Annotated in this window: 23 protein-coding genes; 7 read left to right on the plus strand and 16 right to left on the minus strand. The window is 71.6% G+C overall.

Annotated elements, in window-relative coordinates; genetic code table 11:
- Positions 1 to 70 precede the first annotated feature (70 nt).
- Positions 71 to 1,084 (minus strand): SIS domain-containing protein, encoded by a 1,014-nt coding sequence (locus HSO01S_RS13310; RefSeq protein ID WP_066042141.1) that lies wholly within the window; start codon positions 1,082 to 1,084, stop codon positions 71 to 73.
- 186 nt (positions 1,085 to 1,270) lie between these two features.
- Here HSO01S_RS13310 and HSO01S_RS13315 point away from each other — a divergent pair, with 186 nt between their 5' ends.
- Positions 1,271 to 1,717 carry an HTH domain-containing protein gene (locus HSO01S_RS13315; RefSeq protein ID WP_066042143.1) on the plus strand — a complete coding sequence of 149 codons (447 nt, stop codon included), beginning with the start codon at positions 1,271 to 1,273 and terminating at the stop codon, positions 1,715 to 1,717.
- A 26-nt stretch (positions 1,718 to 1,743) separates the two neighbouring features.
- On the opposite strand, the gene HSO01S_RS13320 is transcribed toward HSO01S_RS13315, so the two are convergent.
- Genes HSO01S_RS13320 through HSO01S_RS13330 form a run of 3 tightly spaced genes read right to left on the minus strand, consistent with a single transcriptional unit; the run spans position 1,744 to position 3,444 of the window.
- Complete coding sequence (locus HSO01S_RS13320) at positions 1,744 to 2,250, minus strand: GNAT family N-acetyltransferase (RefSeq protein WP_066042145.1); 507 nt, start codon at positions 2,248 to 2,250, stop codon at positions 1,744 to 1,746.
- Between the two features lie 2 nt (positions 2,251 to 2,252).
- Positions 2,253 to 2,786: a GNAT family N-acetyltransferase gene (locus HSO01S_RS13325; RefSeq protein WP_066042147.1), complete on the minus strand. Its 534-nt coding sequence runs from the start codon at positions 2,784 to 2,786 to the stop codon at positions 2,253 to 2,255.
- Positions 2,787 to 2,790: 4 nt separating this feature from the next.
- The gene (locus HSO01S_RS13330) at positions 2,791 to 3,444 is read right to left on the minus strand and encodes a TetR/AcrR family transcriptional regulator (protein WP_066042148.1); all 654 of its coding nucleotides are present in this window, start codon (positions 3,442 to 3,444) and stop codon (positions 2,791 to 2,793) included.
- Positions 3,445 to 3,544: 100 nt separating this feature from the next.
- Between HSO01S_RS13330 and HSO01S_RS13335 the strand changes: the two genes are divergently transcribed.
- Positions 3,545 to 4,315, plus strand: a complete 771-nt coding sequence (locus tag HSO01S_RS13335) for an SDR family oxidoreductase (RefSeq protein WP_066042150.1) — start codon at positions 3,545 to 3,547, stop codon at positions 4,313 to 4,315.
- A gap of 27 nt (positions 4,316 to 4,342) precedes the next feature.
- Here the strand turns inward: HSO01S_RS13335 and HSO01S_RS13340 are convergent, their stop codons facing one another.
- A complete protein-coding gene (locus tag HSO01S_RS13340; protein WP_066042152.1) occupies positions 4,343 to 4,735 on the minus strand; it encodes a DUF1801 domain-containing protein in 393 nt (130 codons plus the stop codon).
- A gap of 92 nt (positions 4,736 to 4,827) precedes the next feature.
- Here HSO01S_RS13340 and HSO01S_RS13345 point away from each other — a divergent pair, with 92 nt between their 5' ends.
- Positions 4,828 to 5,730 (plus strand): hypothetical protein, encoded by a 903-nt coding sequence (locus HSO01S_RS13345; RefSeq protein WP_066042154.1) that lies wholly within the window; start codon positions 4,828 to 4,830, stop codon positions 5,728 to 5,730.
- A gap of 45 nt (positions 5,731 to 5,775) precedes the next feature.
- Here HSO01S_RS13345 and HSO01S_RS13350 read toward each other — a convergent pair whose 3' ends face one another.
- The 4 genes from HSO01S_RS13350 to HSO01S_RS13365 form a co-directional block, all read right to left on the minus strand.
- Positions 5,776 to 6,414: a hypothetical protein gene (locus tag HSO01S_RS13350; protein ID WP_157079067.1), complete on the minus strand. Its 639-nt coding sequence runs from the start codon at positions 6,412 to 6,414 to the stop codon at positions 5,776 to 5,778.
- 128 nt (positions 6,415 to 6,542) lie between these two features.
- Positions 6,543 to 8,048, minus strand: a complete 1,506-nt coding sequence (locus HSO01S_RS19515; protein WP_157079068.1) for a helix-turn-helix transcriptional regulator — start codon at positions 8,046 to 8,048, stop codon at positions 6,543 to 6,545.
- Between the two features lie 95 nt (positions 8,049 to 8,143).
- Positions 8,144 to 8,779, minus strand: a complete 636-nt coding sequence (locus tag HSO01S_RS13360; RefSeq protein WP_066042158.1) for an RNA polymerase sigma factor — start codon at positions 8,777 to 8,779, stop codon at positions 8,144 to 8,146.
- Entirely contained in the window at positions 8,776 to 9,387 is a 612-nt protein-coding gene (locus tag HSO01S_RS13365) for a hypothetical protein (RefSeq protein ID WP_066042160.1), read from the minus strand. Before HSO01S_RS13365 ends, HSO01S_RS13360 begins: the two co-directional genes overlap by 4 nt.
- A gap of 289 nt (positions 9,388 to 9,676) precedes the next feature.
- On the opposite strand from HSO01S_RS13365, the gene HSO01S_RS13370 reads away from it, so the two are divergent.
- Positions 9,677 to 9,886 carry a hypothetical protein gene (locus HSO01S_RS13370; RefSeq protein WP_066042162.1) on the plus strand — a complete coding sequence of 70 codons (210 nt, stop codon included), beginning with the start codon at positions 9,677 to 9,679 and terminating at the stop codon, positions 9,884 to 9,886.
- A 109-nt stretch (positions 9,887 to 9,995) separates the two neighbouring features.
- Here HSO01S_RS13370 and HSO01S_RS13375 read toward each other — a convergent pair whose 3' ends face one another.
- The 3 genes from HSO01S_RS13375 to HSO01S_RS13385 form a co-directional block, all read right to left on the minus strand.
- A complete protein-coding gene (locus tag HSO01S_RS13375) occupies positions 9,996 to 14,477 on the minus strand; it encodes a phosphodiester glycosidase family protein (RefSeq protein ID WP_066042164.1) in 4,482 nt (1,493 codons plus the stop codon).
- A gap of 159 nt (positions 14,478 to 14,636) precedes the next feature.
- Entirely contained in the window at positions 14,637 to 15,473 is an 837-nt protein-coding gene (locus HSO01S_RS13380) for an alpha/beta fold hydrolase (RefSeq protein WP_066042166.1), read from the minus strand.
- 171 nt (positions 15,474 to 15,644) lie between these two features.
- A complete protein-coding gene (locus HSO01S_RS13385; protein ID WP_066042168.1) occupies positions 15,645 to 17,021 on the minus strand; it encodes an MFS transporter in 1,377 nt (458 codons plus the stop codon).
- Positions 17,022 to 17,083: 62 nt separating this feature from the next.
- Here HSO01S_RS13385 and HSO01S_RS13390 point away from each other — a divergent pair, with 62 nt between their 5' ends.
- Entirely contained in the window at positions 17,084 to 17,767 is a 684-nt protein-coding gene (locus HSO01S_RS13390) for a CGNR zinc finger domain-containing protein (protein WP_066042169.1), read from the plus strand.
- A 27-nt stretch (positions 17,768 to 17,794) separates the two neighbouring features.
- Here HSO01S_RS13390 and HSO01S_RS13395 read toward each other — a convergent pair whose 3' ends face one another.
- From HSO01S_RS13395 to HSO01S_RS13410, 4 genes are read right to left on the minus strand one after another with little or no spacing between them, the layout of a single operon-like run.
- Positions 17,795 to 18,400 (minus strand): response regulator transcription factor, encoded by a 606-nt coding sequence (locus tag HSO01S_RS13395; RefSeq protein ID WP_066042170.1) that lies wholly within the window; start codon positions 18,398 to 18,400, stop codon positions 17,795 to 17,797.
- Positions 18,397 to 19,629 (minus strand): sensor histidine kinase, encoded by a 1,233-nt coding sequence (locus HSO01S_RS13400; protein ID WP_066042171.1) that lies wholly within the window; start codon positions 19,627 to 19,629, stop codon positions 18,397 to 18,399. The genes HSO01S_RS13395 and HSO01S_RS13400 overlap by 4 nt, the downstream gene beginning before the upstream one ends.
- A gap of 50 nt (positions 19,630 to 19,679) precedes the next feature.
- Positions 19,680 to 20,483, minus strand: a complete 804-nt coding sequence (locus HSO01S_RS13405; RefSeq protein ID WP_066042173.1) for an ABC transporter permease — start codon at positions 20,481 to 20,483, stop codon at positions 19,680 to 19,682.
- Positions 20,480 to 21,388 (minus strand): ABC transporter ATP-binding protein, encoded by a 909-nt coding sequence (locus HSO01S_RS13410; protein WP_066042174.1) that lies wholly within the window; start codon positions 21,386 to 21,388, stop codon positions 20,480 to 20,482. The genes HSO01S_RS13405 and HSO01S_RS13410 overlap by 4 nt, the downstream gene beginning before the upstream one ends.
- Positions 21,389 to 21,558: 170 nt before the next feature.
- On the opposite strand from HSO01S_RS13410, the gene HSO01S_RS13415 reads away from it, so the two are divergent.
- Together HSO01S_RS13415 and HSO01S_RS13420 are read left to right on the plus strand one after the other, a co-directional pair.
- Positions 21,559 to 22,485 (plus strand): SPFH domain-containing protein, encoded by a 927-nt coding sequence (locus HSO01S_RS13415; protein ID WP_066042178.1) that lies wholly within the window; start codon positions 21,559 to 21,561, stop codon positions 22,483 to 22,485.
- Positions 22,482 to 22,672 (plus strand): type II toxin-antitoxin system antitoxin (locus tag HSO01S_RS13420; RefSeq protein WP_066042179.1); only part of this gene is annotated, 191 nt, incomplete at its 3' end. The genes HSO01S_RS13415 and HSO01S_RS13420, both read left to right, overlap by 4 nt.

Consider the following 22,672-nt stretch of genomic DNA (forward strand, 5'->3'; position numbering starts at 1 on the left):
GCTTTCGGTTCGGATCGGTGCGGGTGGTGCATCGGGGATGGAGACGCAGGGCCTCCATCCCCGGGTGGGCTCAGTAGTCGAGGCGGCGGTAGTAGCGGCGGGTGGTGAGCGGGTGGTCGCGCACGACCTCGAGATGCGCACTGTAGCGCTCGAGCACCGTGGCGAGCACGATGTGCGAGATCAGGGCGCGCACCCGGGGGCTGATGCCGGGCAGCTCGACGGTGGCCGAGTCGATCACGGTCAGGTCGCGGGTCACGGTCGGCACGAAGGCCTCGACGCGGTCGGCGAGCGGCCGCGTCGCATCCTCGCCCTTCAGCAGCACGACGCTCACGCCCTGCTCCACCAGCTCGAGGGTGCCGTGGAAGAAGTCGGAGGCGTGCACCGGGCGGGTGCGCACCCACTGCATCTCCTCGAGGATGCAGGTGGCGAAGTACCACGCCTCGGTCCAGGCCTCGCCGGCGCCGGTGAAGATGTGGTACCCGACATCCTTCGTCTGGATGGCGAGCTCCTCGGCGCGCGGCTCGAACGCGCGCTTGGCCTCGACGAGCAGCTCGGGCAGCAGGGCCAGCTCGGCGATCACGGCGTCGTAGTCGGGCAGCTCGCCGCGACGGCGGATGATCGAGAGAGCCAGTTCGAGCGACTGGAGGTAGAACGACTCCGACGAGGTGTCGTCGGCGGCGTAGTTGGTGAAGTCGTGGTCGGCGGCCTGGGCGACCGGGGTGTCGGCGTGGCCGGTGAGGGCGATCGTCGTCGCGCCCTTGTCGCGGGCGTACTCGACGACCTGCACGGCCTCCTTGGTGGTGCCGGAGAGCGAGGGGACGACCACGATCGACCCGGGGCCGAGGTTGACCGAGCCGACGGCCATCAGCTCGGCGGCGTTCTCGAGGTAGGCCGGGAAGTCGGAGTTGCGCCTGATCAGCTGCGCGGCGGGCTGCATGAGCACGCCGGCTCCGCCCGCGCCCAGGAAGAAGATGTTGGTCGCGCCCTTCTCGAGCAGGTCGCCGACGAGGTCGTCGAGCGGGCCGGACAACGCCACCGCGCCGGACTGGATTCTGGTGAAGCGGGCTTCATCGAAATTGAGCATTAGGAGCCTTCTGATTGCAGTTGTCTGATGACTGTGTTTGTCATTGGACACAATGATGAAGTGATCGAAAGACCGCTGTCAATACCCCGTTCGAGGATTTACCTGCCGGATACATTCCGCGGGGGGCATTTGGCGGGGGTGCTCGGCGGGCTGCGTCACCGGCAACCCGGTGGGTAGGGTGACGGCATGTCAGAGGGATTCGATGTCGCCGGAGAGCTCAACCGACTCGTCGAGCAGGGGCTGGTGACGGAGGAGGCGCTGGTCGCGATGACCGGGATTCCGGGGGAGAGCATCCGCGCGTTCCTGCGCTCGCCGGCCTCCGCACGAGCGGGGATGACCGCCGGGCCTCAGCCGCTCGCGCCCTCAGAGGGCGCGCCGCTCGGGCTGCTCGCGGCGCAGCTGACGGAGGGGCTGCGGATCGGCGACGACGAGCGGCTGAGGGGCATCCTCGAGTCGCTGACGATCGAGTGCCGGTTGTCGGTCGAGAACCTCGCGCGGCTGGCCGGTGTCACCGTGGCCGAGGTGGAGGCCGCTCTGCGCGATCCGGCCGCGCTACAGTTCGAGGCGCGCTACGCCCTGATGAGCCGCGGGTCGTACCTCGTGAACGCGGTGAACACGGCGCGCGGGCGCTGAGCTGCGCGCGCTGGGTTGCGGCGCGCTTACAGCGTGAGGGTCTTGGCGTACCAGCGGTCGGAGTAGGGGTCGGCGTTGAAGGGGGCGACGCGGGTGAAGCCGAGGCGTTCGTAGAGGGCGCAGGCCTCCGCGAGCTCGGCGCGCGTGTCGAGGCGCAGGGTGCGGATGCCGCGTTCGCGGCAGTGCTGCTCGAGGGCCCGGATCAGGCGCGACCCGGTGCCCGTGCCGCGGTGGGTGGGCAGGGTGAAGACCTTCGTGAGCTCGGCGACGGTCTTGGTCTCGGTCTCGTCGTCGGGATCGGCGGCGGTGAAGCGTGCGCCCGCGCATCCGACCGGCAGGTCGTCGTCGTAGGCCACGAGGAAGAGGCCCGTGTCGCCGGTGAGGTCATCGAACGGTTCGTCGAGCAGGGCCTGGTCGACCTCCGCAGGCGTCGCCGGGCGGCCGAACCAGCGGGACGCGACATCCGTCAGGTACGCCCGAATGATCAGGTCGGTGTCGGGGGAGTCGGGGCGGGTGGATTCGATCGTGATCATCGTCAGGCGGGCGACGGCGCGCTCGGCACCGCGTACTTGAATCCGATGTGAGAGTCGACGAAGCCGAGGCGGCGGTAGAAGCGGTGGGCGTCGACCCGGGCCGCGTCGGAGGTGAGCTGCACGAGCGAGGCGCCGAGGGCGGGGGCCGCGACATCCGTGGTCCAGCGCATGAGGGCGCTGCCGATGCCCGAGGAGCGTTCGGCACTCGAGACGCGCACGGCCTCGACGAGCAGTCGCGTGCTGCCGCGGCGGGCCATGCCCGGGATGAGGGTGAGCTGGAAGGTGCCGACGACCTCGCCTGGGCTAGAGGCGCGGGCGGCGACCAGTAGTTCGTTGCCTCGGTCGGTCAGGATGCGGTCGAGCGCTGCGGCGTAGGCCGGCTCGTCGTCCGCACTCCCCACGTCTCCGCGTCCGGCGCTGACCGGGTCGTCCGAGAGCAGCCGCATGATCGCGCCGAGGTCGTCGCGGCTCGCGCGTCGCAGATCGAGGGCCTCTGCTGCATGGAGGGTGACGGGCAGTGTCAGGCGATTGAGCATCCACTCATCCTTCCACCGAACCGATCAGTCCTCCTGCGCCGGGTGAGGCCGCGGCGCCGCGGATCGCCGCGAGCACCACGTCGTCGACCACCGCCACGAAGAAGTCCCGGCGGGTGCCGGCGCGGGTGGCGCCGGCGAGCTGGAGGTCGCTCATCGCGGGGATGACGGCGGCCAGGGTCGGGATGCGCGGGGTCAGCCCAGCGGGCAGCTCGCCTCGGTCGACGGCCCGCTCGAGGAGCCGCCGGTAGATCGCGACGTACGGCTCGGTCACCTCGGTGCGGACGAGGGCGGCGAGCGGTTCGGAGCTGCGGGCGGCGGCGCTGAGCCCGGTGAAGAGGGCGGACCGGCGGTCGGGGCCGCCGAGCCAGGGGGAGTCGATGACCGCGAGCAGGTCGGCGCGGAGGGATCCTCGGTCGGGCAGCTCGCCGTCCTCGGGTGGGCGGCCCATCGAGCGCACGGCCGCCAGCACGAGCTCGTCCTTCGTCGCCCAGCGGCGGTAGAGGGTCGTCTTGGCGCGGCCGGTGCGGGCGGCGACGTCGTCGAGGGTGACCCGGCCGTAAGGATGCTCGGCGAGCAGGTCGAGGGTCGTCGCCAGCACGAGGGCGTCGCGTGAGCGGTCGTAGGGGCGGCCGGGGCGCGGGTCGGCCGTGTGGTTCATGGGATCAGCCTAGGGGAGGTGGATTAATAACGCTACTGAAGAGTAGCGTTATTCGAGGTCGGCGATTCCGACCGCATCCCGACCCTGAAGGAACCTGCTCATGGACATCGAAGACCGCGTCGTCATCATCACCGGAGCCTCCTCGGGGATCGGCGAGGCGACCGCCCGCGCTGCGGTGGCGGCCGGGGCGAAGGTGGTTCTGGCGGCTCGGCGGGCGGATCGGCTGTGCGATCTCGCGGCCGAGTTGGGTGGTGCGGGTGGTGCGTCGGGTTCGGGTGGTGCGTCGGGCTCGGACGGCGTGCGCGCGATCGCCGTGGCCTGCGACGTCACCGACCAGGCCCAGGTGTCCGCGCTGGTGCACGCCGCGCTCGAGGCCTTCGGGCGGATCGACGTCGTCGTGAACAACGCCGGCCAAGGCCTGCAGGCCGAGGTCGAGCAGATCGGGCTCGACGACTTCCGGGCGATCCTCGAGCTCAACCTGGTGGCGCCGCTCGCGGTGATGCAGGCGGTGCTGCCCATCCTGCGTCGGCAGGGCTCGGGAGCGATCGTCAACGTCAGCTCGGGCACGACCTTCGGCGACGTGCCGGGCACCGGCGGCTACGTCGCGAGCAAGATCGCCCTCGAGCGCCTCTCGGCCATCGCCCGCAACGAGCTCAAGGGCACGGGCGTCACGGTCTCCACCCTCATCCCGTTCGCGACCGACACCGAGTTCTTGCGCTCCATCCGTGCCGGCCGGGCCGACGCCGAGGCCATGACGGAGGGCGCCGTCTTCGACACCCCCGACCAGGTCGCGGTCGCGGTCCTCGACCTCATCCGCACGCAGGCCCCGCGCCTCGACCTCGTCCCCACCGCCTACGGCGGCAGCCGCTGACCTCGCTGACCTCGCTGAGCTTGCGGCTCAGGGCAGCGCGAGCCAGCGGGTGAGGGCGGTGGTGAGGGCGGGCTCGAGGGAGGATGCCGCGGTGCCGGGCGGGAGGGTGATGACACCGCGGATGTCCGAGAGCCAGCGGATGAGGCCCGTGTCGTCGGGCATCAGGGGCGGGGCGGCGCGGTCTTCGGGGCGGGCCGTGTCGAAGTGCAGGATGAGCTGCACGGCACCCGCCTTGTTGCGGGTGTTGACGGTGATGCGGTCGATGCCGTCGTGCACGTAGCTGGGCGAGTTCCACTTGATGTGCTCGGTCACGGGCGGCCGGAGGGCCAGGATGATCCGCCGAAGATCCTCGACCTGGGCGCGCGGTTCCGGCTCCAACGCGCCGAGGAAGTCGTCGACGCTCTTCACGGTGGCCGCCATGGGTCGATGGTAGCGGTGGCGGTGGGTGTCGCGCGGCGCGGTGCCGGTGGTGCTTTCGGGGTTCGCGCAGGCGGGGGCGGTTTGCTGTGCGGATGAGGAGCTCGAGCCGCGGTGCCCCCGGCAGCCGCCGTGTCCGCGGTGCCCACCGTGCCGTCGGCGCCGCGCTGTGCCTCTCGGTGGTCGGGGCGACGCTCGCCGGGTGCTCGCTGAGGCCCGATCCTCCGGCGGAGCTGAAGGCCGCCGCCGCCGAACTGGCCGGGAGCGTGGATGCCGTGCCCGGCATCCGTGCCGTCGACGTCACCGTCAGGGACGTCGACTTCAAGGACAAGCCGGGCGAGTGGTACCTCGACCTCCGGGCCGACGCCGACACCGCCGCCGGCATCGAGACCGTGCCGGCCGAGCTCGCCCCCGTGCTCGCCGACGCCCGGCGCGAAGGCCTCACCGTGCGGCTCGCCCTCCGCATCCCGGGCGGCACGGGGGCCGCACCCACCACTCTCGGCGCGATCACCGACGGTGCCGTGCGGGCGGCTGTCGCCCTGCGGTCGGACGCGAGCATCTCTTCGGTCGACGGCGCCGTCTACGGCTCGACCTATCTGTTGACCGTGGATGACGCCACCTCGCTCACCGCGGTCATCCCCGCACTGCGCGACGCCCTGACCGCGGGCGAGGGAGCCGTGCCGGCGGTCAGCGCATCCTGGAACGCCGAGGCGAGCGCGCACCACATCTCCATCGAGGTGACACCGACCTGGCCCTCGGCCGAGCTGGCGGCGGTGCTCGAGCAGATCGGCACGGTGGCCTCGCTGAGCTCCCTCTCGACGTCGGCGGAGACCGTCGGCGAGACGGGCGCATCCGTCGTCGTGGATGTCGACGACCCCCGGGATGCATCGACGGTCGCCGACCTGCTGCTCGATGTGGCCGACGGCGGCACCGTGGTGCCCGCGCACTTCTGGGTGCACGGGCCCGACGGAACCGACTTCGACGGCATTCTCGGCTGACCCGCCGCGCTGACCCGATGCCTGCGTCACCCCGCGCGCGGGAGTTCAACCTCCGACGTGCGGTGCGATCAGCTGCTGCAGCGTCGTGGCCGCGTCGATCCCGTCGGGCATCCCGGTGATCAGGACGACGCTGGTCACCCGCCCGAACCTCGCCGCGATTCCGGCTGTGCCGACCAGGAACGACTCGTCCCCGATGCCCGCGTCCGGCCCCTCCGCACCCATCGAGACGAGCGCGGAGGAGGCGCCGTCGTCGCTGCCGTGGTCGATCACCTGGTAGGTGATGCCCCGCCCGTACGGAGCGTCCGCGGTCGGGTCCGTGCCGAAATTGCAGTCGTCGATCGCGCCGACGTGGCCGGAGGTGGCCCCGGTGGCGGTGATGGGCGCGCCGAGGACGGCGGCCGCGTCATCCGTCGAGATCCATTCGCAGCCCGCCGTCTGCGTCGGTTCGGAGGCATCCCCTGCCTCCCCGCTGTCTTCGCCTTCCGCCTCGGTGACGCCCGATTCGGACTCGGGTTCTGTGACGGAGGTCTGGCCGGAATCCGCATCCTGAGCCGTCGACCCCTCGCTGTTCCTCGTGCTGCACCCGGCGAGGAGCAGGGAGATGATGACGGCCCCTGCGGCCATCGCGGCGAGCGACGACCTGCTCGACGACCTCGCCGCTCGATGATGCGCTGACCTGCTCATGCGGATCCCCCCGGTTCCCCTTCCGGGCACGCTCGATCGCGGGCCCGTGTGTTCACATTAGCGTCGACCGTGCGAGCGCTGCGAGCGCTGCGGGCGGCGCGGGCGGCGCGGGCTGCAGGCGGGACGGCTCAGGTGAGGAGGTGGGGGGCCGCCGTGACCGCGCGGATGGCACCCTCGCGATCCCTCACGCCCAGCTTGCGGTAGATCGAACGCACCTGCGTCTTCACCGTGTTGGGCGACACGTGCTCCGCACCCGCGATCGCCGCCAGGCTCTCGCCCTGCACGAGGTGGCGCAGCACGACCCGCTCGCGCTCGGTCAACGGCACGACGGGGGCCGCCGTCTCTGGGCGCGGGCCCGAGTCGAGCAGGCCGACCAGGCGCGGACCCAGCGCGTCGTGATGGGGCGCGAGGAGCGTCGCCCGCTCGGCCGGCGTCAGGCGCAACAGGATGATCGCCATCTTCTCCGAGACGATCAGATCGAGACAAGCGGCGAAGTGCTCGCGGGCCTCGTCGGTCTGGCCCAGCATGAGGCTCGCCGTGGCCAGGATCAGCAGGAGCTCGGCCGTGATGCGCGGGCTCGTCAGGGGCTCCGACAGTCCCGGCGCCGCCAGCACGAGCGCCGCGCGGGCATCGCCGCGCCGAAGAGCGGTCCAGGCGCGCAGGATGCTCGGGGGATCCGTGGCCACGCGCACTCCCGACCCGCCGAGCTGCGTCAGAGTGCGGTTCGCCGCGACCACGTCGCCGAGCGCCAGCTGCAGCTCGGTGGTGGCCATCGCCGTCAGCCAGCCGTTCAGACCGGTCGTGCGGTGCCGCTCGGGCTGGGTGGTCAGCGTCGCGCCGACCCGGGCGAGCTGCGGGCGCGCGTGACCCGCGGCTCGGGCCAGGGTCGACTCGACGAACAGCCGGAGCGCCCACGTCTCGCGGTCGATCTCGACCGAGGGCGCCGCATCCAGGGCCGCCTGCGCCTCGGCGAAGCGCAGGTCGTTCGTCTCGAGCAGGGCGCGCGCGAGTCCGCCCGTGGTCAGGATGGTGTCGGCCTGCAGGGTGTCGGCCGACACGTCGAACCCGGCGTGCTCCTGGCGGTTCAGCCACTGCTCGGCGGCCTGCCGGTTGCCGCCGAGGGCGTAGTTGAGCGCGAGGGAACCGGCCGCCTTGGCCGCGATCCGCCGGTTGTCGAAGGTCACCGCCTCGTCGAAGGTGCGCTCGTAGGCCCGGTTCGCGTCGACGAGCTCACCCGCGAGCTCGAGCGTGATCGCCCACTGCAGGCGGATGTCCGGGAGCACCGGGCGGATCGCCGCGATCGCGTCGTCCGAGACCTCGGCGATCGTCTGGTGCGCCTCGCGGACGAGGGCGACGGCCTCGGCCGGATTTCCCTGGAACCGGGCGGTGACGCTCCGGCTCGTGAGGTCGGCGAGCACGTCGAGCAGACCACCGCGCCCGGCCGTGGCCGCGTGCTGGAAGCGGAGCGGCCGAGCGTCGCCGTTCACCGGGAGGTAGTTCACGTAGGTCTTCGCCGCGACCAGCCGGGGGTTCTCGGCGAGCACGCCCGCCGGCAGGGCGTTGATCGACTCGACCAGCAGAGCGTGGTTCGTCTGGGTCAGAACGCCCCAGTTCTCCTCGATGACTTCGATCACCGCGGTCCACTCTTTCGAACCGAGTGCCGTGCGGAGCTTCACATCAACCGACGAAGATGTCATGGATCACGAGTGTAGACGAGGGGCTCGGCGGGTCACGGGATCCCGGGCGTGTCCAGAGCTCCCCTCAGCTTCGCCCGGGCGCGGGCGTGGCGGCTGCGCACCGTCGCGGGTCGGAGGCCCAGGATGCTCGCGGCCTCCGCGAGGCCGAAGCCGTCCCAGTAGACGAGCTCGATGATCTCCTGGTCGGTCTCGTCGAGCAGCCGCTCGATCAGGTCGCGGAGGTCGGCGCCCGGCGCGGCCGGCACGGCGACGGTGGACGCGGCCGGCATCGCGACGGTGAGTTCGGCCGCGAGGCGCGCCGTCAGAGCCTCGCGGCGGCGGCGGGATCTGTGCTGGCCGGAGAGGACTTTTCGGGCGACCCCGAACATCCACATGCGTGCCTGGATCGGGTCGTCGGGAACCGCCCGCTCGCGGCGCCAGACGATCAGCAGGGTCTCGCCGAGGAGGTCGGCCGCGTCCTCCGCGGTCGTGGTGCGGCGGAGGAAGTAGTCGAGCAGGTCGCCGGCCTCGCGTTCGACGAGCTCGCTGATGCGGGCGCTGCGCGCTGCGTTCGCGGCACCTGCCGGGTCGGCTTTCGCGGCAGCCACCGGGTCGGCCTTCACGTCGTCGCCGGTTCGGGATGACGCGTCCCGGCCCAGGCCCGCCCGCACGGCCTCTCCGAAGCTCAATGCAGTTCTCCGGTGCAGTCCGAATCGGCGCCGTAGTGGTCGCCGTCGGTCATCACCTGGTCGTGGAGGGCGGCGAACATCACGTCCTCCTGCGCGGTCAGGAAGGCGCGGTGCTGGATGGTCGCGGCATCCGTGGGGTGGTCGCTGTTCAGTTCGGAGCCCAGCCAGGCCGGGTCGTTCTCGTACCCGAGCGCCACGTCGTAGACGCGCTGGCCGACGCCGGTCCAGTCCTGGGCCTCGAGCCAGGCGACGGCCGTGAGCGACTGCTCCCGGTAGTCGATCTCACCGTTGTAGAAGTCGATCGAGCAGGCGATCTGCTTGCCGGTGTCGGTCGTGTACGCGATCGGGATGCTGAAGTCGGGCACGAGGCGGGGCTCGGTGCTGGCGGTGGTGACGAGGCCGATCACCGGGATGCCGAGCACCGGCACGGCGAGCCACCACAGCCGGCGGCGGCGGTGCGGCGAGCGGCGGGGCGAGGTCGGCCGCTCGCCCGCCAGCACGCGCGCTTCGGCCGCGACGCGCTGCAGCTCGGCGGCGACGCGCGGGTCGCGGGATCGTCGGGGCGGCGCGCTCGTGGTGAGCAGGTCGTCGAGGGTGGTGTCGTCCATCAGGATCATCCTCCGTACTCAGGGCTGTTCTCACTCAGTACCTGGCCGGCCGGCCCCCAAACGTTGCACGCTCCCCGAATGACGGATCCGGTCTGCGGGATCACGCGACGTGTTTCCGGGTCGGTCGGGGTCTATCGCTCCAGGGTGTGGCGACGTAGAGTCAGGGCCATCGCGTTGCACCCCGGACCCTGGTGGATTGTGATCCCAAAGACGGGGCAGCAGCGCGTGTCACCCCCACGTTGTCGTGCGCTGCTGCCCTCTACGACACGTGGATGGGACGGTAAGAGTGATGCTCGGTTTCGGGAGCCGGCAACTGAGCGCCGTACAGATCTCGGCGGCGCGCGACCTGGGCGCGGAGCACGCCGAGGCGCGCAGCCCCTCGGCCGACGGCCAGGAGCTCTGGACAGCCATCGTGGGCCAACCGCGTGAGGACTACGAGTTCGGTTCGTTCGGCGTGCTCGTCGACTCCTACCACGCGGCCTACCGCGAGTTCTGGTGACCCTCATCCCGCGTGGGCGGGGGCTGAGGATGCGAAACGGCCGGGTGGAGTGCCACCCGGCCGTTTCGTGCCGTTCGCGTGATTCGCGCCGCGGGCGTGCCCGCGTCGGTTAGGGGCGGTCGGTCAGGTCGAGGCTGTCGAGTCCGTCCGTTCTGTCGGGACCTTTCGCCGAACCGGCCGGGCCGGCCGGGGAGGGCGCGGCCGCGAGAAGGCGACGGCGGCGGAGGAGGACCACCGCGGCTCCGAGCGCGAGGAGGAGGGCGGAGAGGCCCGCCACCGTCAGCACGTTGAAGCCGGTCGTCGCCAAGTCCGACCCGCCGGTCGAGCCGGAGCCGGAGCCGGAGCCGGTGCCCGAACCCGTGCCGCTGCCGGTGCCCGTGCCGCTGCCGGTGCCGGTGCCGGTACCCGAACCGGTGCCGGGATCACCGGCCGGCGGGGTCGCGGGGGTACCGGTGGGCGGGGTTCCGGTGCCCGGAGGCGTCGTTCCCGCGCCCGCCGCGACGGCCGCCGTCGGCGTGCTCGTGACGCTCTGGGTGACGTAGCCCGGCCGAGTGCCGGTGGCCTCGACGGTGATTCGCGCTCCGAGATCGGCGTCGGTCAGCAGCAATGTGCCGGATATCGCATCCGGTATCGCGACCCCGTCGCGGAGCCAGCGGTACCCGACCGCCACATCGCCGACACCCCAATCGCCCACGGCCGCCGTCAGGGTCGACCCCACCCGGGCGTCGCCCGCGATCGTCGCCGAAGGCGTCGTCGGGAACGGGATGGCGGCGATCGCCGCGGTCTCGGCACTCGTCGTCGAGACCGGCGTGAGGCCGGCACCCGAGACCGTCGCCGTGACCGACAGTCGGTGGCCGAGGTCGTCGGCACCCGCCTGGTAGGTCGACGCGGTGGCGCCGTCGATGGGGGAGCCGTCGCGCAGCCACTGGAACGCCGTCGACGACCCGGCCGCCGCATCCCACTCGCTGAGGTCGGCGGTCAGAGTGCTGCCGAACGACGGCGTACCGGTCACCGCGACGCGGCCCCCGGTCACCTCGAACGGCACCTCGGTGCTGACCCCGTTCATCGTCAGCATCGCGTGGCCGCTGCCCGAGCGCAGGCCCGTGAGCACGTGCGTCTCGGGGTCGAGGGCCGCGACCGCGTCGTTCGGCGCATCGGCCACCGACCCGACGAACAGCGAGTCGCTGCCGGTCCAGGCCCAGCTCATCGGCCAGGCGACATCCCGAACCCGGGTGCCGTCTTGCGTGACCGTCGGGGCGAGAGCCGCCGTGCGACCGGATGCGAGGGGCCCGGTGGGCGCCACGGTCGCGAGGCTGTCGACGCGGGTCTGCGTCTCGACCTCGAGCCAGGCGTTGCCGTCGGTCGCGGTCGAGCCGGCAGAGCCAGAGCCATCAGCGGCAGAAGCAGAAGAAGAAGCCCCCCTCCACACCCCCGCCCCCGGGTCGATCCCGAGCATCGTCCACCCCGTGAACTCGCCGAACTCCGGCGACTCCGACGGCGTCTTGCCCGAGTTGCCGTTGATCACGTAGGGGATGCCGTCCTCCACCTTGGAGTGGAAGGTGCCGACGTGCCCGTTGACCATCGCGATCGACTTGCCCGAGCTCTCGCGGAAGTCCTCGATCCAGCCCCGCTCGAGCTCCGCATCCTGCCGGTTCACCAGCTGGCTGGCCTTGTTCACCAGCGGGTCGTCGATCGGCATGTGCTGGAGAACGACGACCCCGGTGATGGCCGGGTTCGACGCCGCGTCGTCGAGCTGCGCGCGCAGCAGCTGCAGCTGCGAGAACCGCTTCGACAGCGAACCGGTCGAGGTGTCGAGCAGGAGGAAGCGCGTGCCGCCCTGATCGACGGCCTTCACCGGATCGCCGAACACGTTCGTGAAGTTCGTGAGGTCGGAGGTGCCCATCATCTCGTGGTTGCCCGGGATGTAGTACCAGGGGAAGTCGACCCCGGCCAGCTCCTCGTCGAGGATCGACTTGGCCAGCGCGAAGTCGGCGGGGGAGGCCTCGTCGACGAAGTCGCCGTCGATGAACATCACGTCGGGCTTCGAGGCCACGATCTCCTTCAGCGCGCGGTGCGCGGCCTGCACCTGGCCGCTGTTCGGGTCGCGGGCGACGAACTGCGCATCCGAGATCACGGCGACCCGCTGGGCATCGTCATCGGTCGCACCGTCGGCGGCGATGATGTGGCTGGTCTCCAGCGGCGCGATCGGCAGGTCGACGTCCGGCGCCACCTCGGCGGTCGCGTCGTCGAACCACATCTCGCCGCGGTAGAGCTGGTCGGCGTTGGTCTCGTAGGCCGCGACCTGGGTGAACTCGATCGGGTACGCGGTGCCCTGCGGGATGGCGTACTCGATCTGCTGCCAGCCGTTGCCGGCCGGTGCGGTGGAGTACGAGAACTTCGTGCTGCCGTTCGCGTCGCGGTAACCGAGGTAGGTCTCGGCGTTCGCGCCGATCGAGGACGTTCCCTTGACCCAGACCTTCACCTTCTGCGGCTGGCCCGGGATGGGGTATCGCGCCGGCGGGATGGCGTTGGCCGTGCGCGTGCCCGGCTGCTGCGAGAAGTCGTAGCTGATGTGCACCGAGGTGCCGCCGGTGCGTCCGGCGTCCGAACCGATCGTGACCGTCGAGCGGGCTGAGGTGACCCGCCAGGAGACGACGTCGTCGAAGGTCGAGATCGCGGCGTCGCTGACGCCCACGGTCACCGCGACGTCGACCGTCTGCCCCTGCACCGCGAAGTGCAACTCGGTGCTGCCCTTGGCGACGTTCGAGGTGATGCGGAAGGTGCCGTCCGTGCCGGGCACGAGGGTGAACTGGCCGCCGTCGTCACCGGTGACGGTGACGTCGGCCGGGTCGATCGGAGCCTCGTACCCCTGGGCGTCGTGACCGACGAGGGTCAGCGAACCGGCCGAGGTCGAGTCGACGAGGGCGACGAGCGAGGTGGATGCGGTGACGCGCTGCAGCGGGCCGAGCACCTGGATGCCCGTGGTGCCGGTTGCGGCGGGGGCCGCCCCGACTGCCGCCCCGGTCGTCGCGCTCACGGTCGCCTGGCCCGGCGTCACGCCCTCGACCGTCGCGGAGGATCCGTCGTGACCCGAGACGGCCACGGCGGGGGAGTCGGCCGTCCACGCCGGCGTCGTGCCGGAGACCGGGGCGTACATCTCGTCATAACCGCGGGCGGTCAGCGACCGGTGGAGTCCCGGGAAGACGCGGGATGCATCCGTCGTCGTGTGCTCGGTGACCACGCGGTACCCCGCGACGGTTCCCGAACCCGGGGCGACGAAGAGGCCGAGCCCGTTGGGCACGAGGCGCTCGGCCCCGTCGGAGGGGTTGTGCAGCAGAGTGGCCGCCGAGTCGCCGGCCTGACGGGCGAGGATCGTCGAGGATCCGCCACCGTCGAGGTTGACGGCGCTGTCGGCTCCCAGGTCTTTGAAGAACTGGCCGAACTGGGTGAGCTTCATGCCGATGCTCGTGGTCTGCCGGCCGTCGACGACCGCGAGGATCATCGTGTGCCCGCCGTCGGCGAACCCGACGCCGGTGCGCGGCTCGACCGAGGGGTCGCCGTTGTCGGTGACCGTGCCGTCGGTGAGCAGGGTCTGGTTCGCGCCGATCGCGGCGACGACGTTGCCGGCGTTCGCGCTCAGCCCGTAGGCGATCGTGGCGGGGGCTCCGACGGCGAGGGCGCTGAGCGCATCCGTGTTCGCCCCGGTCCCGCGCGAGACGAGGATCTGCGTGCCGGCCGGGATGGCGCCCGAACCGACCTCGGTCGTGACCTTGGTGACATGGCCGTCGACGACCCAGACCTCGACACCCGGATCCTTCCCGGCGCCGTTCTGCAGCACTCGGGCGCGGTTGCCCTCGCCCCAGGCCGAGTTGAACAGGGCGATGTGACCGGGGTTCAGCACCGCGGTGTTGACGCCCGAAACCGTCAGCTTTCCGGCGGCGCCGAGGTCGACCGACCCCTCGAGCATGAGCTGCGCGAAGGCGCCGAGGCCGTCGGCGCCGAAGGTGACGGGGTTGCCGCCCTCGGTGCTGCCGTCGGGAGCGGTGACGACGCCCTCGCCGGTGCTGACGCCGATGCCGTTGGGGGCGTTGGTGTTGTTGATGTCGAAGAAGCTGCCGTTCACGCCGGCGACCGCACCCGTGCGGCTCAGCATGTCGCGCACGGTCTCGGCCGACGACACGGCGCCCGGGTAGAGGTAGTCGGCGTGCACGGCCGAGTCGGCGCCGAGCTTCGCGACGAGGATCTCGGCGTGCAGCGGTCCGGCGGCCGAGATGCGGCGGAGGCTCACGCGGTCAAGGCCCGGTGCGATCACGGTGTGCTCGGCCTGGGTGACGATGGCGGAGCCGTGGTCGTCGAGGACGAGGCCCGACAGCAGGTCGTCGGAGGTGACGCCCGCAGCGGCGGTGCCGGCGGCCTGGCCCCCGGCCGTCTGGGTGGCGGCGTCGGCCGCCTGAGCGGGAAGCGCGCCGCCGAGGGCGGCCGAGCCGACGACCGCGAGGCCCGCGAGTCCCGCGAGGGTCGTGGTCCAGCGGGCTCTCCCGCTCGAGCTGGACAGGGATGTTCGTGGGCTTCGCCCCGAGGTAGTTAGCACGAGGCAAGAAGTTACGGAGCCTGGATGAACCGCCCGAGGTCGACAGATGAACTCGGGATGAATCGCGGCCGGAACGAAGGAAGGTGCGCCCCGGGATCACCGTGGGCGCACCTTCCGGCGCAGCGACGCCGGCCGCAGTGAGGCGGCCGGCAGTGCGGACTACTTCTGGATGAACGCCAGCAGGTCCGGGTTGATCACGTCGGCGTGCGTGGTGAGCATGCCGTGCGGGTAGCCCTCGTAGATCTTCAGCTCGGAGTTCTGGAGCAGTTCGTGCTGCTTCAGCGACGCATCCTTGTAGGGCACGATCTGGTCGTCGTCGCCCTGGGTGACCAGGACGGGGACGGTGATGGCCTTGAGGTCGTCGGTCTGGTCGGTCTCGGAGAAGGCCGCGATGCCGGTGTAGTGGGCGAGAGCGGCGCCCATCATGCCCTGGCGCCACCAGTTGGCGACGACGGGCTCGGAGAGCGTGTTCTGGGGCCGGTTGAAGCCGTAGAAGGGGCCGGAGGCGACGGCCTGGTAGAACTCGGCGCGGTTCGCGGCGAGGGCGCTGCGGAAGCCGTCGAAGACCGAGATCGGGGTGCCGTCGGGGTTGGCGTCGGTCTGCACCATGAGCGGGGGCACCGACGAGACCAGGATGGCCTTGGCGACGCGGCCCTGGGGCTCGCCGAACTTGGCGACGTAGCGGGCGACCTGGCCGCCACCGGTCGAGTGACCGATGTGGATGACGTTCTTCAGGTCGAGGTGCTCGACGACGGCCGAGGCGTCGCTGGCGTAGTGGTCCATGTCGTGGCCGGTGCCGACCTGCGACGAGCGGCCGTGGCCGCGGCGGTCGCTGGCGATCACGCGGTAGCCGTGCTCAAGGAAGAAGAGCATCTGGGCGTCCCAGTCGTCGGCCGAGAGGGGCCAGCCGTGGTGGAACATGATGGGCTGGGCGTCCTTGGGGCCCCAGTCCTTGTAGTAGATCTCTACACCGTCATCCGTTGTCACAAATGCCATGATCAACCTCCGTGTTCATGTCGAGCCGAGCGGCACTCGGACGACTAAGGGGAATTCCCGCTCCTCGGTGAGGCGGCGAGTTGGTCCCAACGTATCGCCGCGAACCGGCCGGGCGGGGGGCATCATCCGATGTTCCGACACTTGTTCAGGGAGTGTTCGGCAGACGTCCGGTCAGGGCGCCTTCCGGGCCTCTTCGGCCGCCGCGGCGTGCACGACAGGTGTCGCCCCGGCGACCCCGGCGACGTCGGCGATGCGGTGGATGCGGGCGAGCGGCGAGAGCACGACCCAGACGACCGTGGCCAGACACAGCCCCGCGCCGAGCCCGAGGGCGGCGCGCGTGCCGAGCCACTCACCGGCGAGACCACCCGCGAGTGCGCCCAGCGCGACTGTGCCGTAGGTGACGGTGCGCATCGACGCGTTGACCCGGCCGAGGAGCCACGAGGGGGTCCGCAGCTGCCGGATCGTGATGAGCAGCACGCTCGACACCCCGACTCCCGCTCCGTTCAGTGCCCAGACCCCGGCGAGCACCGCGATCATCGTAGGGACGCCCCACCCGGCGTCGACGAGCGGGATCACCAGCAGGGCGCCGCACTCGACCACTGCGCAGGCGACGAGCAGGTGGCCGGCGCGGAACCGGCGGGTGAGTGCCGGGGTCAGTACGGCGGCGGCGAGGGCTCCGGCGGCGCCGAGGGAGAACACCAGACCGATCTGGCCCGCGTCGAGGCCGAGCTCCCGGATGCCGTGCAGCGTGAACAGCACGACGATCCACTGCGCGAAGGGGTTGTAGAGGGCTGAGAAGCCCACGTTCGCGAGCAAGTAGCGGTCGTGGAGCACGTGGTGGATGCCCTCGCGGAGGTCGCCGAGGAAGGCGCTGCGGGCGCTGCGGGCGCTGCGCGGGCGGCGTCCGCCGCTCTCGCCGCCCGCGTCGGCCGGGTCGGTCGCGCGCTCGGGCTTCGGCTCGGGGGCACGGATGCTCGCCGCCGCGATGCCCGAGACCGCGTACCCGACGGTGGTCGCCAACAGCGCGATCGGAGCGCCGAACCCCTGGGCCAGCAGGCCGGCGAGGCCGGGGCCGCCGATCTCGGCTCCGGATGCGGTGGCCTGCAGCCGCGAGTTCGCCCCCTCGAGCGCCTTCTGCGGCACGAGGGAGGGGACGACGGACTGGTAGCAGACCTCGTAGAGCACCGCGAAGGCGCCGAGTGCGGCGACGAGGGCGAGCAGCAGCGGCAGGCTGAGGCCGCCGAGTAGCGCGGCGCCGACGACGCCGAGCATCAGCGCCGCCCGTGACCACTGGCTCAGCACGATCAGCCGACGCCGGCGGCGCCGGTCGGCGAGCACGCCGAGGGGCAGTGCGAGCAGGAGGAAGGGCAGCCACTGCGCCAGGCCGATGAGCCCGAGCTCGGCCGCCGAGGAGCCCAGAACGGTGATCGCCACGAGGGGCACGGCCAGCTCGCGGATCTGCTCGCCCGTGAGCGACGTCGCCTCGGCCAGCCAGAACCGCCGGAAGTCACCCCGCCACGATTCTGTAATGCCTGATCTCCGTCTCATGCATTACACACTGACATGAATCGCTAATGCCCGAAATGCCGAACACGCGTTAAAGTAGAAGAATGAGCGATCGAGACACGGCCGACCGGGCGCCCGGGCGCACCTACTCGGCGATCGCCGGGCATCCGCTGCTCGACCTCGTGAACACCGTGGCCTGGCGGTTGAGCTCGACGCGGTGGGACGACCGGCTGATCGACTACGGCGACCTCCTCGCGTGGGCGCTCCAGTTCGGCTTCGTGGACGCCGCCGAGGCGGAGGTGCTCCGAACGCGTGCTCGCGACCATCCCGTGGTGGCGGCTCGGGAGCTGGCCCGCGTCTCCGGCCTCCGCGAAGCCCTCTACGCCGCCACCTACCCCGCCGCGCCCGCCGGCCGACGGGAGGGTGGGGCGCAGCCGGGCGCCGAGGAGCTGGCCGCCGAGAAGCCGGCCGCCGGGCAACTGGCCGCCGAGCAGCTGGCCGCCGAGTACGGCGAGGCGATCGGCGCCGGCCGGCTGGAGACGGCCGTTCCCTGGTCGTGGCGGTTCGACGTCGACCTCAGCCTGCCCCGCCGCCGGCTCGCGCTCGCGGCTGTCGACTTGCTCGCGACGGTCGACCCGGATGCGCTGGGCCAGTGCGCCGACGACGAGTGCGGCTGGGTGTTTCTGGACACATCCCCCCGGCACAACCGCCTCTGGTGCGTCTCCGCCGACTGCGGCAACCGCAACCGGGTCCGCCGGCACAACGCCCGCACGCGCCGGTCCGCCTGACGCGCCGCCCTGAACGACGCCCCGCGGTTAGAGCCAGCCGTTCTGCTCCGCGACCCGCGCCGCATCCGCCCGGTTCCGGGCTCCCGTCTTCCCGATCACGGCCGACAGGTGATTGCGCACGGTGCCCTCCGACAGGTGCAGGATCCGCGCCAGGTCGGCGATCGACCCGCCGGTGCGTGCGGCCGAGAGCACGTCGGTCTCCCGCTCGGTCAGCGGCGAGTCGCCCTGCGCGAGCGACTCGGCGGCGAGCGACGGATCGACGACCCGGAACCCGTTCGAGACCCGCCGCACCGCGTCGGCGAGCTGGGCCGAGGGGGTGTCCTTCACCACGAATCCCGAGGCCCCCGCCTGCATCGCCCGCACGAGGTACCCGGGCCGGCCGAAGGTCGTGACGATCAGCACCCGGCACGCGGGCAGGGCGGCCCGGAGCTCCGCGGCCGCCTGGATGCCGTCCATCCCGGGCATCTCGATGTCGAGCAGGGCGACGTCGGCGCCGGAGTCGCGGGCCGCATCGACCACCTCGTCCCCGCGCCCCACCTCGGCGACGACCTCGATGTCGGCCTCGAGCGAGAGCAGGGCGGCGAGGGCGCCCCGTACGAGCGCCTGGTCGTCGGCGATGAGCAGCCGGATCACGAGCGGCCTCCCGTCGCAGTGGGTCGGGCTGCAGTGGGCCGGGTCGCGCCGGGCAGTGTCACGGCCAGCGCGAATCCGCCGAGCTCGCTCGGCCCCACCCGCATCCGGCCCCCGGCCGACTCGACCCGCTCGCGGAGTCCTCGCAGCCCCGTCGATGCGATCGACGCCGACTCGGCCGGATGCGCGGGTCCGCGCCCGTCGTCGTCGATCGTGACCGAGGTGGCCGACAGCTGGATCCGGCACCGGTGCGCCCCCGCGTGGCGCACGACGTTCGTGACGCCCTCGCGGATGACCCAGCCCACGAGTTCGCGGTGCGCCGCGGGCACCGCATCCGTCGTCGACGGCAGCTCGGCCTCCACCCCGGCGGCGTCGAGCGCGCCCCGGGCGGCGACGAGCTCGCCGCTGGCGGTGGTGCCCCGGAACCCGGACACGGTCGCCCGCACGTCGGCGAGGGCTCCGCGGGCGAGCGCCTCGACGTCGTCGATCTCGGAGCGGGCGCGCGCGGGGTCGACGTCCAGCAGTCGGGAGGCGAGCTCGGACTTCACGGCGATCACGGTGAGCGAGTGGCCGAGGATGTCGTGGATGTCCCGCGCCACCCGCCCGCGCTCCCGCTCGGCGGTCACCGCCTCGAGTTCGTCCTGCGTGGCCCGCAGCTCGTTCACGACCGCGATCGTGCGGGCGAACGCCGACATCATGAGCGAGATCGACAGGATGATGACCGGCCGGATCAGCAGTGCGTCCGACCACGGTTCGGTCAGCACCAGCCAGAGCAGCGCGACCGCGGTGAGCCCGCCGATCAAGGCGATCGTGCGGTCCCAGGGGAGGACGCACATGCCGACGATCACGCCGACGTAGGTCCACAGCCCGACCACGTCGGCGCCGAGCCAGGGCACGAAGCCGAGCGACAGCGCGAAGACGGCGGCGCAGACGAGCAGGCGGCCGCGCATCCCGAGCGTCCAGGCGACCGGCGCCGCCACCATGAAGCAGACGACGAACACCACTACCAGGGCGACGCCTGCGATGGCGGACGCGGTCGAGCTCGAGGCCCGCAGCAGGTCGGGCACCATCGAGAAGACCCAGAACAGCGAGAAGGTCGCCCCGAGGTACCAGCTGGACGCCCGGCGCGAGGTGAGCGCCGCGGGCAGGACCGTCGTCGGGTCGGGGCCGGCGCTGGCCGGCCTGATCGGCCAGCCCGGGCCGTACCGTCGCGGTTCCTGGATCTTCGTCACGCGCCCACCCTAGATCGCGCAGGCCTGCGCCGTGCCCGCCGCACGCATTCTCAGACCCGCTTCGTGTCGCGACGGAAGAAGACGACCGTGCCGACCAGGAAGATCGCGAACCAGACAAGCGCGTTCACGAGCGCGACGACGTCGAAGCCGTCGCCGGTCAGCGGCGCCCTGGCCAGCTCGCTGATGCCGTAGACCGGGGTGAAGGCCGCGATGGTCTGCATGAAGTCGGGCATCCCGCTGACCGGGTAGAACAGTCCGCCGATGAACGCGAGCAGCACGATCGCGAGGCTCGTCACCTGCGCGGCGTTCTCGCCGGGAACGAGGTAGCCCACCATCAGCCCGAGCGTCGTGAACACCGCGCTGGCGAGCAGCCAGCCCACGAGGCCGGTCGAGATCCACTGCACGGCCGAGAGCTCGACCCCGCTGAGTGCGCCCGCGATGTAGGTGGCGACGACCGCGACGAGCCCGAGCAGCATTCCGGCGATCATCTTGATGATCACGTTCACGAGCGGGTTCAGCGGGGTCAGCCGCAGCTGCCGGCTCCAGCCTTGCGCCCGTTCGACGGCGACGGATGCGCCGGTCTGGGTCGCCGACATCATCGCGCCGTACATCGCCATCGACACCATGATGAACGCGGCGACCGAAGGACCACCCGCGCTGATCGGGGTGTCGGTGAGCGGGGTGTCGCGGAGCGGGTAGCCGATGATCAGGAACATCGTCACCGGGAAGATCAGCGTGAAGATGAGGGTGCGCCGGTTGCGGAGCTTGCGCGCCAGCTCGATGCGCAGATAGGTCAGGGTGAACCCGCCGAACGGCGGCACCCGGCGGTCGAGACGGACGGCGTCGACGGTCATGCGGATGCTCCTTCTGAGGTGAGGGCGAGGAAGACGCTCTCGAGGTTCTGGGGGGTGATCTCGACGTCGCGCGCCGCGGTGCGGGTGAGCAGGTGGCGGGCGAGGGCGTCGGAGTCGCTGGTGTGCACGGTGATGCGGTCGCCCTGCACCGTGACCTCCTCGACGCCGGGGAGGTCGGCGACGAGGGCCGGGTCGGTTCCGGCACCTGGCAGGGTGGCCTGCACGATCCGGCCCGAGACGAGGTTCTTGATCTCGGAGGTGGCGCCGTCGGCGACGATGGTGCCCCGGCTCATCAGCACGATCCGGTCGGCGTACTCGTCGGCCTCGTCGAGGTAGTGCGTGGCGAAGAGCACTGTGCGGCCGCGGTCGGCGTCGGCGCGGATGGCGTTCCAGAACGCGCGCCGCCCCTCCACGTCCATGCCGGTGGTCGGCTCGTCGAGGATGAGGAGTCCCGGGTCCGAGAGCAGGGCCATCGCGAAGCGGAGCCGCTGCTGCTGGCCGCCGGAGCAGAGACCCACCTTGCGCGAGGCGATCTCGATGATGCCGGCCCGCTCGAGCACCTCGGCCACGGGCCGGGTGTCGGCGAACAGGCTCGCGGTGAGGTCGAGGGTCTCGCGCACGGTCAGGTCTTTGAGGAGCCCGCCGCTCTGGAGCACGGCGGAGACGAGCCCGTGGGCGATGGCCGCGCGCGGCGCCATGCCGAACACGCGCACATCGCCCGAGTCAGGGGCCGTGAGGCCGAGAAGCATGTCGATCGTCGTGGTCTTGCCGGCGCCGTTCGGCCCGAGGAAGGCGACGATCTCGCCGGGTCGCACGGTCAGGTCGACGCCGGTGACGGCGCGCACGGCGCCGAAGCTCTTGACGAGCGCGGTCGCCTCGATGGCGGGAGCGGGGGAGGAGGTCATGGCCTCAGCCTGGCAGCGGCCGGTCGCCGGCACGTCCGAGGAGTGTCACGTCCCACCCATGACATCCATCACGGTCGGGGCGGGTTCCTGTGAGTCCGCGGCGGTCTCGTCGGGCCCGTCGGGGGTACGATAAAGTGATATCACTTTTCACCGATGCGAAGGAGATGCGCATGAGCACCGAGACAAGTCCCACGACGGTCGAGACGGTTCCCGTCGGTCACGACGGGGTGCGGGTCGACATCACCGAGCGCACGGCGGCATCGCTGCCCGGCGGGGTCGGGCTCGCGCTCGCAGCGGCCCTGCTGGCCGTCGGCATCCTGACGCTCGCCCTGCTGCCGGAGGGCGCGAAGGTCGTCTCGATCCTGTTCTTCGCCGCGGTCGTGCTGGCACTCACCTCGCTTGTGATCGTGCAGCCCGGCCAGACGAAGGTCGTGCAGTTCTTCGGCCGTTACGTCGGCACCGTGCGACGCACCGGGATGTCGATGGTGATGCCGCTGTCGACCCGGCGCAGCGTCAGCGTGCGGGTGCGCAACTTCGAGACCAACCGCCTCAAGGTCAACGACGCCGACGGCAGCCCGGTCGAGATCGCGGCGATCGTCGTCTGGCAGGTGGCCGACACGTCGAAGGCCACCTACGCCGTCGACAACTACGTCGACTTCGTCTCGGTGCAGGCCGAGTCGGCGCTCCGGCACATCGCCACCACCCACCCGTACGACGGGTCGGAGGCGGGCGGCACGTCGCTGCGGGGCTCGACCGACCAGGTCGCCGACGAGCTCGCCCACGAGGTCGCCGAGCGGATCTCGCTCGCCGGCGTCGAGATCGTCGAGGTGCGGATCAGCCACCTGGCGTACGCGGCCGAGGTCGCCCAGGCGATGCTGCGGCGCCAGCAGGCGAACGCCGTCGTCGCGGCCCGCACGCGGATCGTCGAGGGCGCGGTGGGCATGGTGGATCTCGCGCTCACCAAGCTGAGCGAGGACGACATCGTCGAGCTCGACGACGAGCGCAAAGCGGCCATGGTGAGCAACCTCATGGTCGTGCTCTGCAGCGACCAGCCGACCTCGCCGATCGTCAACACCGGGACCCTCTACTCGTCGTGAGCGCCGAGCGTAAGCAACTGCTGCTGCGCATCGACCCCGCTCTGCACGACGCGCTCGCCCGGTGGGCCGCCGACGACCTGCGCAGCGTGAACGCGCAGATCGAGATGATCCTGCGTCAGGCGCTCGCGAAGGCCGGGCGTGCTCCGGCCGGTCTCAAGCCCCCGAACCCGCGGGGCCGCCCGCGCAA

It is taken from the genome of Herbiconiux solani NBRC 106740, from assembly GCF_001571005.1.
Lineage (GTDB): Bacteria > Actinomycetota > Actinomycetes > Actinomycetales > Microbacteriaceae > Herbiconiux > Herbiconiux solani.

Coding starts and splice junctions, on each gene's coding strand:
- HSO01S_RS13310 (WP_066042141.1), bottom strand. CDS start 1,084: ATGCTCAATTTCGATGAAGCCCGCTTCACCAGAATCCAGTCCGGCGCG.
- HSO01S_RS13315 (WP_066042143.1), top strand. CDS start 1,271: ATGTCAGAGGGATTCGATGTCGCCGGAGAGCTCAACCGACTCGTCGAG.
- HSO01S_RS13320 (WP_066042145.1), bottom strand. CDS start 2,250: ATGATCACGATCGAATCCACCCGCCCCGACTCCCCCGACACCGACCTG.
- HSO01S_RS13325 (WP_066042147.1), bottom strand. CDS start 2,786: ATGCTCAATCGCCTGACACTGCCCGTCACCCTCCATGCAGCAGAGGCC.
- HSO01S_RS13330 (WP_066042148.1), bottom strand. CDS start 3,444: ATGAACCACACGGCCGACCCGCGCCCCGGCCGCCCCTACGACCGCTCA.
- HSO01S_RS13335 (WP_066042150.1), top strand. CDS start 3,545: ATGGACATCGAAGACCGCGTCGTCATCATCACCGGAGCCTCCTCGGGG.
- HSO01S_RS13340 (WP_066042152.1), bottom strand. CDS start 4,735: ATGGCGGCCACCGTGAAGAGCGTCGACGACTTCCTCGGCGCGTTGGAG.
- HSO01S_RS13345 (WP_066042154.1), top strand. CDS start 4,828: ATGAGGAGCTCGAGCCGCGGTGCCCCCGGCAGCCGCCGTGTCCGCGGT.
- HSO01S_RS13350 (WP_157079067.1), bottom strand. CDS start 6,414: ATGAGCAGGTCAGCGCATCATCGAGCGGCGAGGTCGTCGAGCAGGTCG.
- HSO01S_RS13365 (WP_066042160.1), bottom strand. CDS start 9,387: ATGGACGACACCACCCTCGACGACCTGCTCACCACGAGCGCGCCGCCC.
- HSO01S_RS13370 (WP_066042162.1), top strand. CDS start 9,677: ATGCTCGGTTTCGGGAGCCGGCAACTGAGCGCCGTACAGATCTCGGCG.
- HSO01S_RS13380 (WP_066042166.1), bottom strand. CDS start 15,473: ATGGCATTTGTGACAACGGATGACGGTGTAGAGATCTACTACAAGGAC.
- HSO01S_RS13385 (WP_066042168.1), bottom strand. CDS start 17,021: ATGAGACGGAGATCAGGCATTACAGAATCGTGGCGGGGTGACTTCCGG.
- HSO01S_RS13390 (WP_066042169.1), top strand. CDS start 17,084: ATGAGCGATCGAGACACGGCCGACCGGGCGCCCGGGCGCACCTACTCG.
- HSO01S_RS13405 (WP_066042173.1), bottom strand. CDS start 20,483: ATGACCGTCGACGCCGTCCGTCTCGACCGCCGGGTGCCGCCGTTCGGC.
- HSO01S_RS13410 (WP_066042174.1), bottom strand. CDS start 21,388: ATGACCTCCTCCCCCGCTCCCGCCATCGAGGCGACCGCGCTCGTCAAG.
- HSO01S_RS13415 (WP_066042178.1), top strand. CDS start 21,559: ATGAGCACCGAGACAAGTCCCACGACGGTCGAGACGGTTCCCGTCGGT.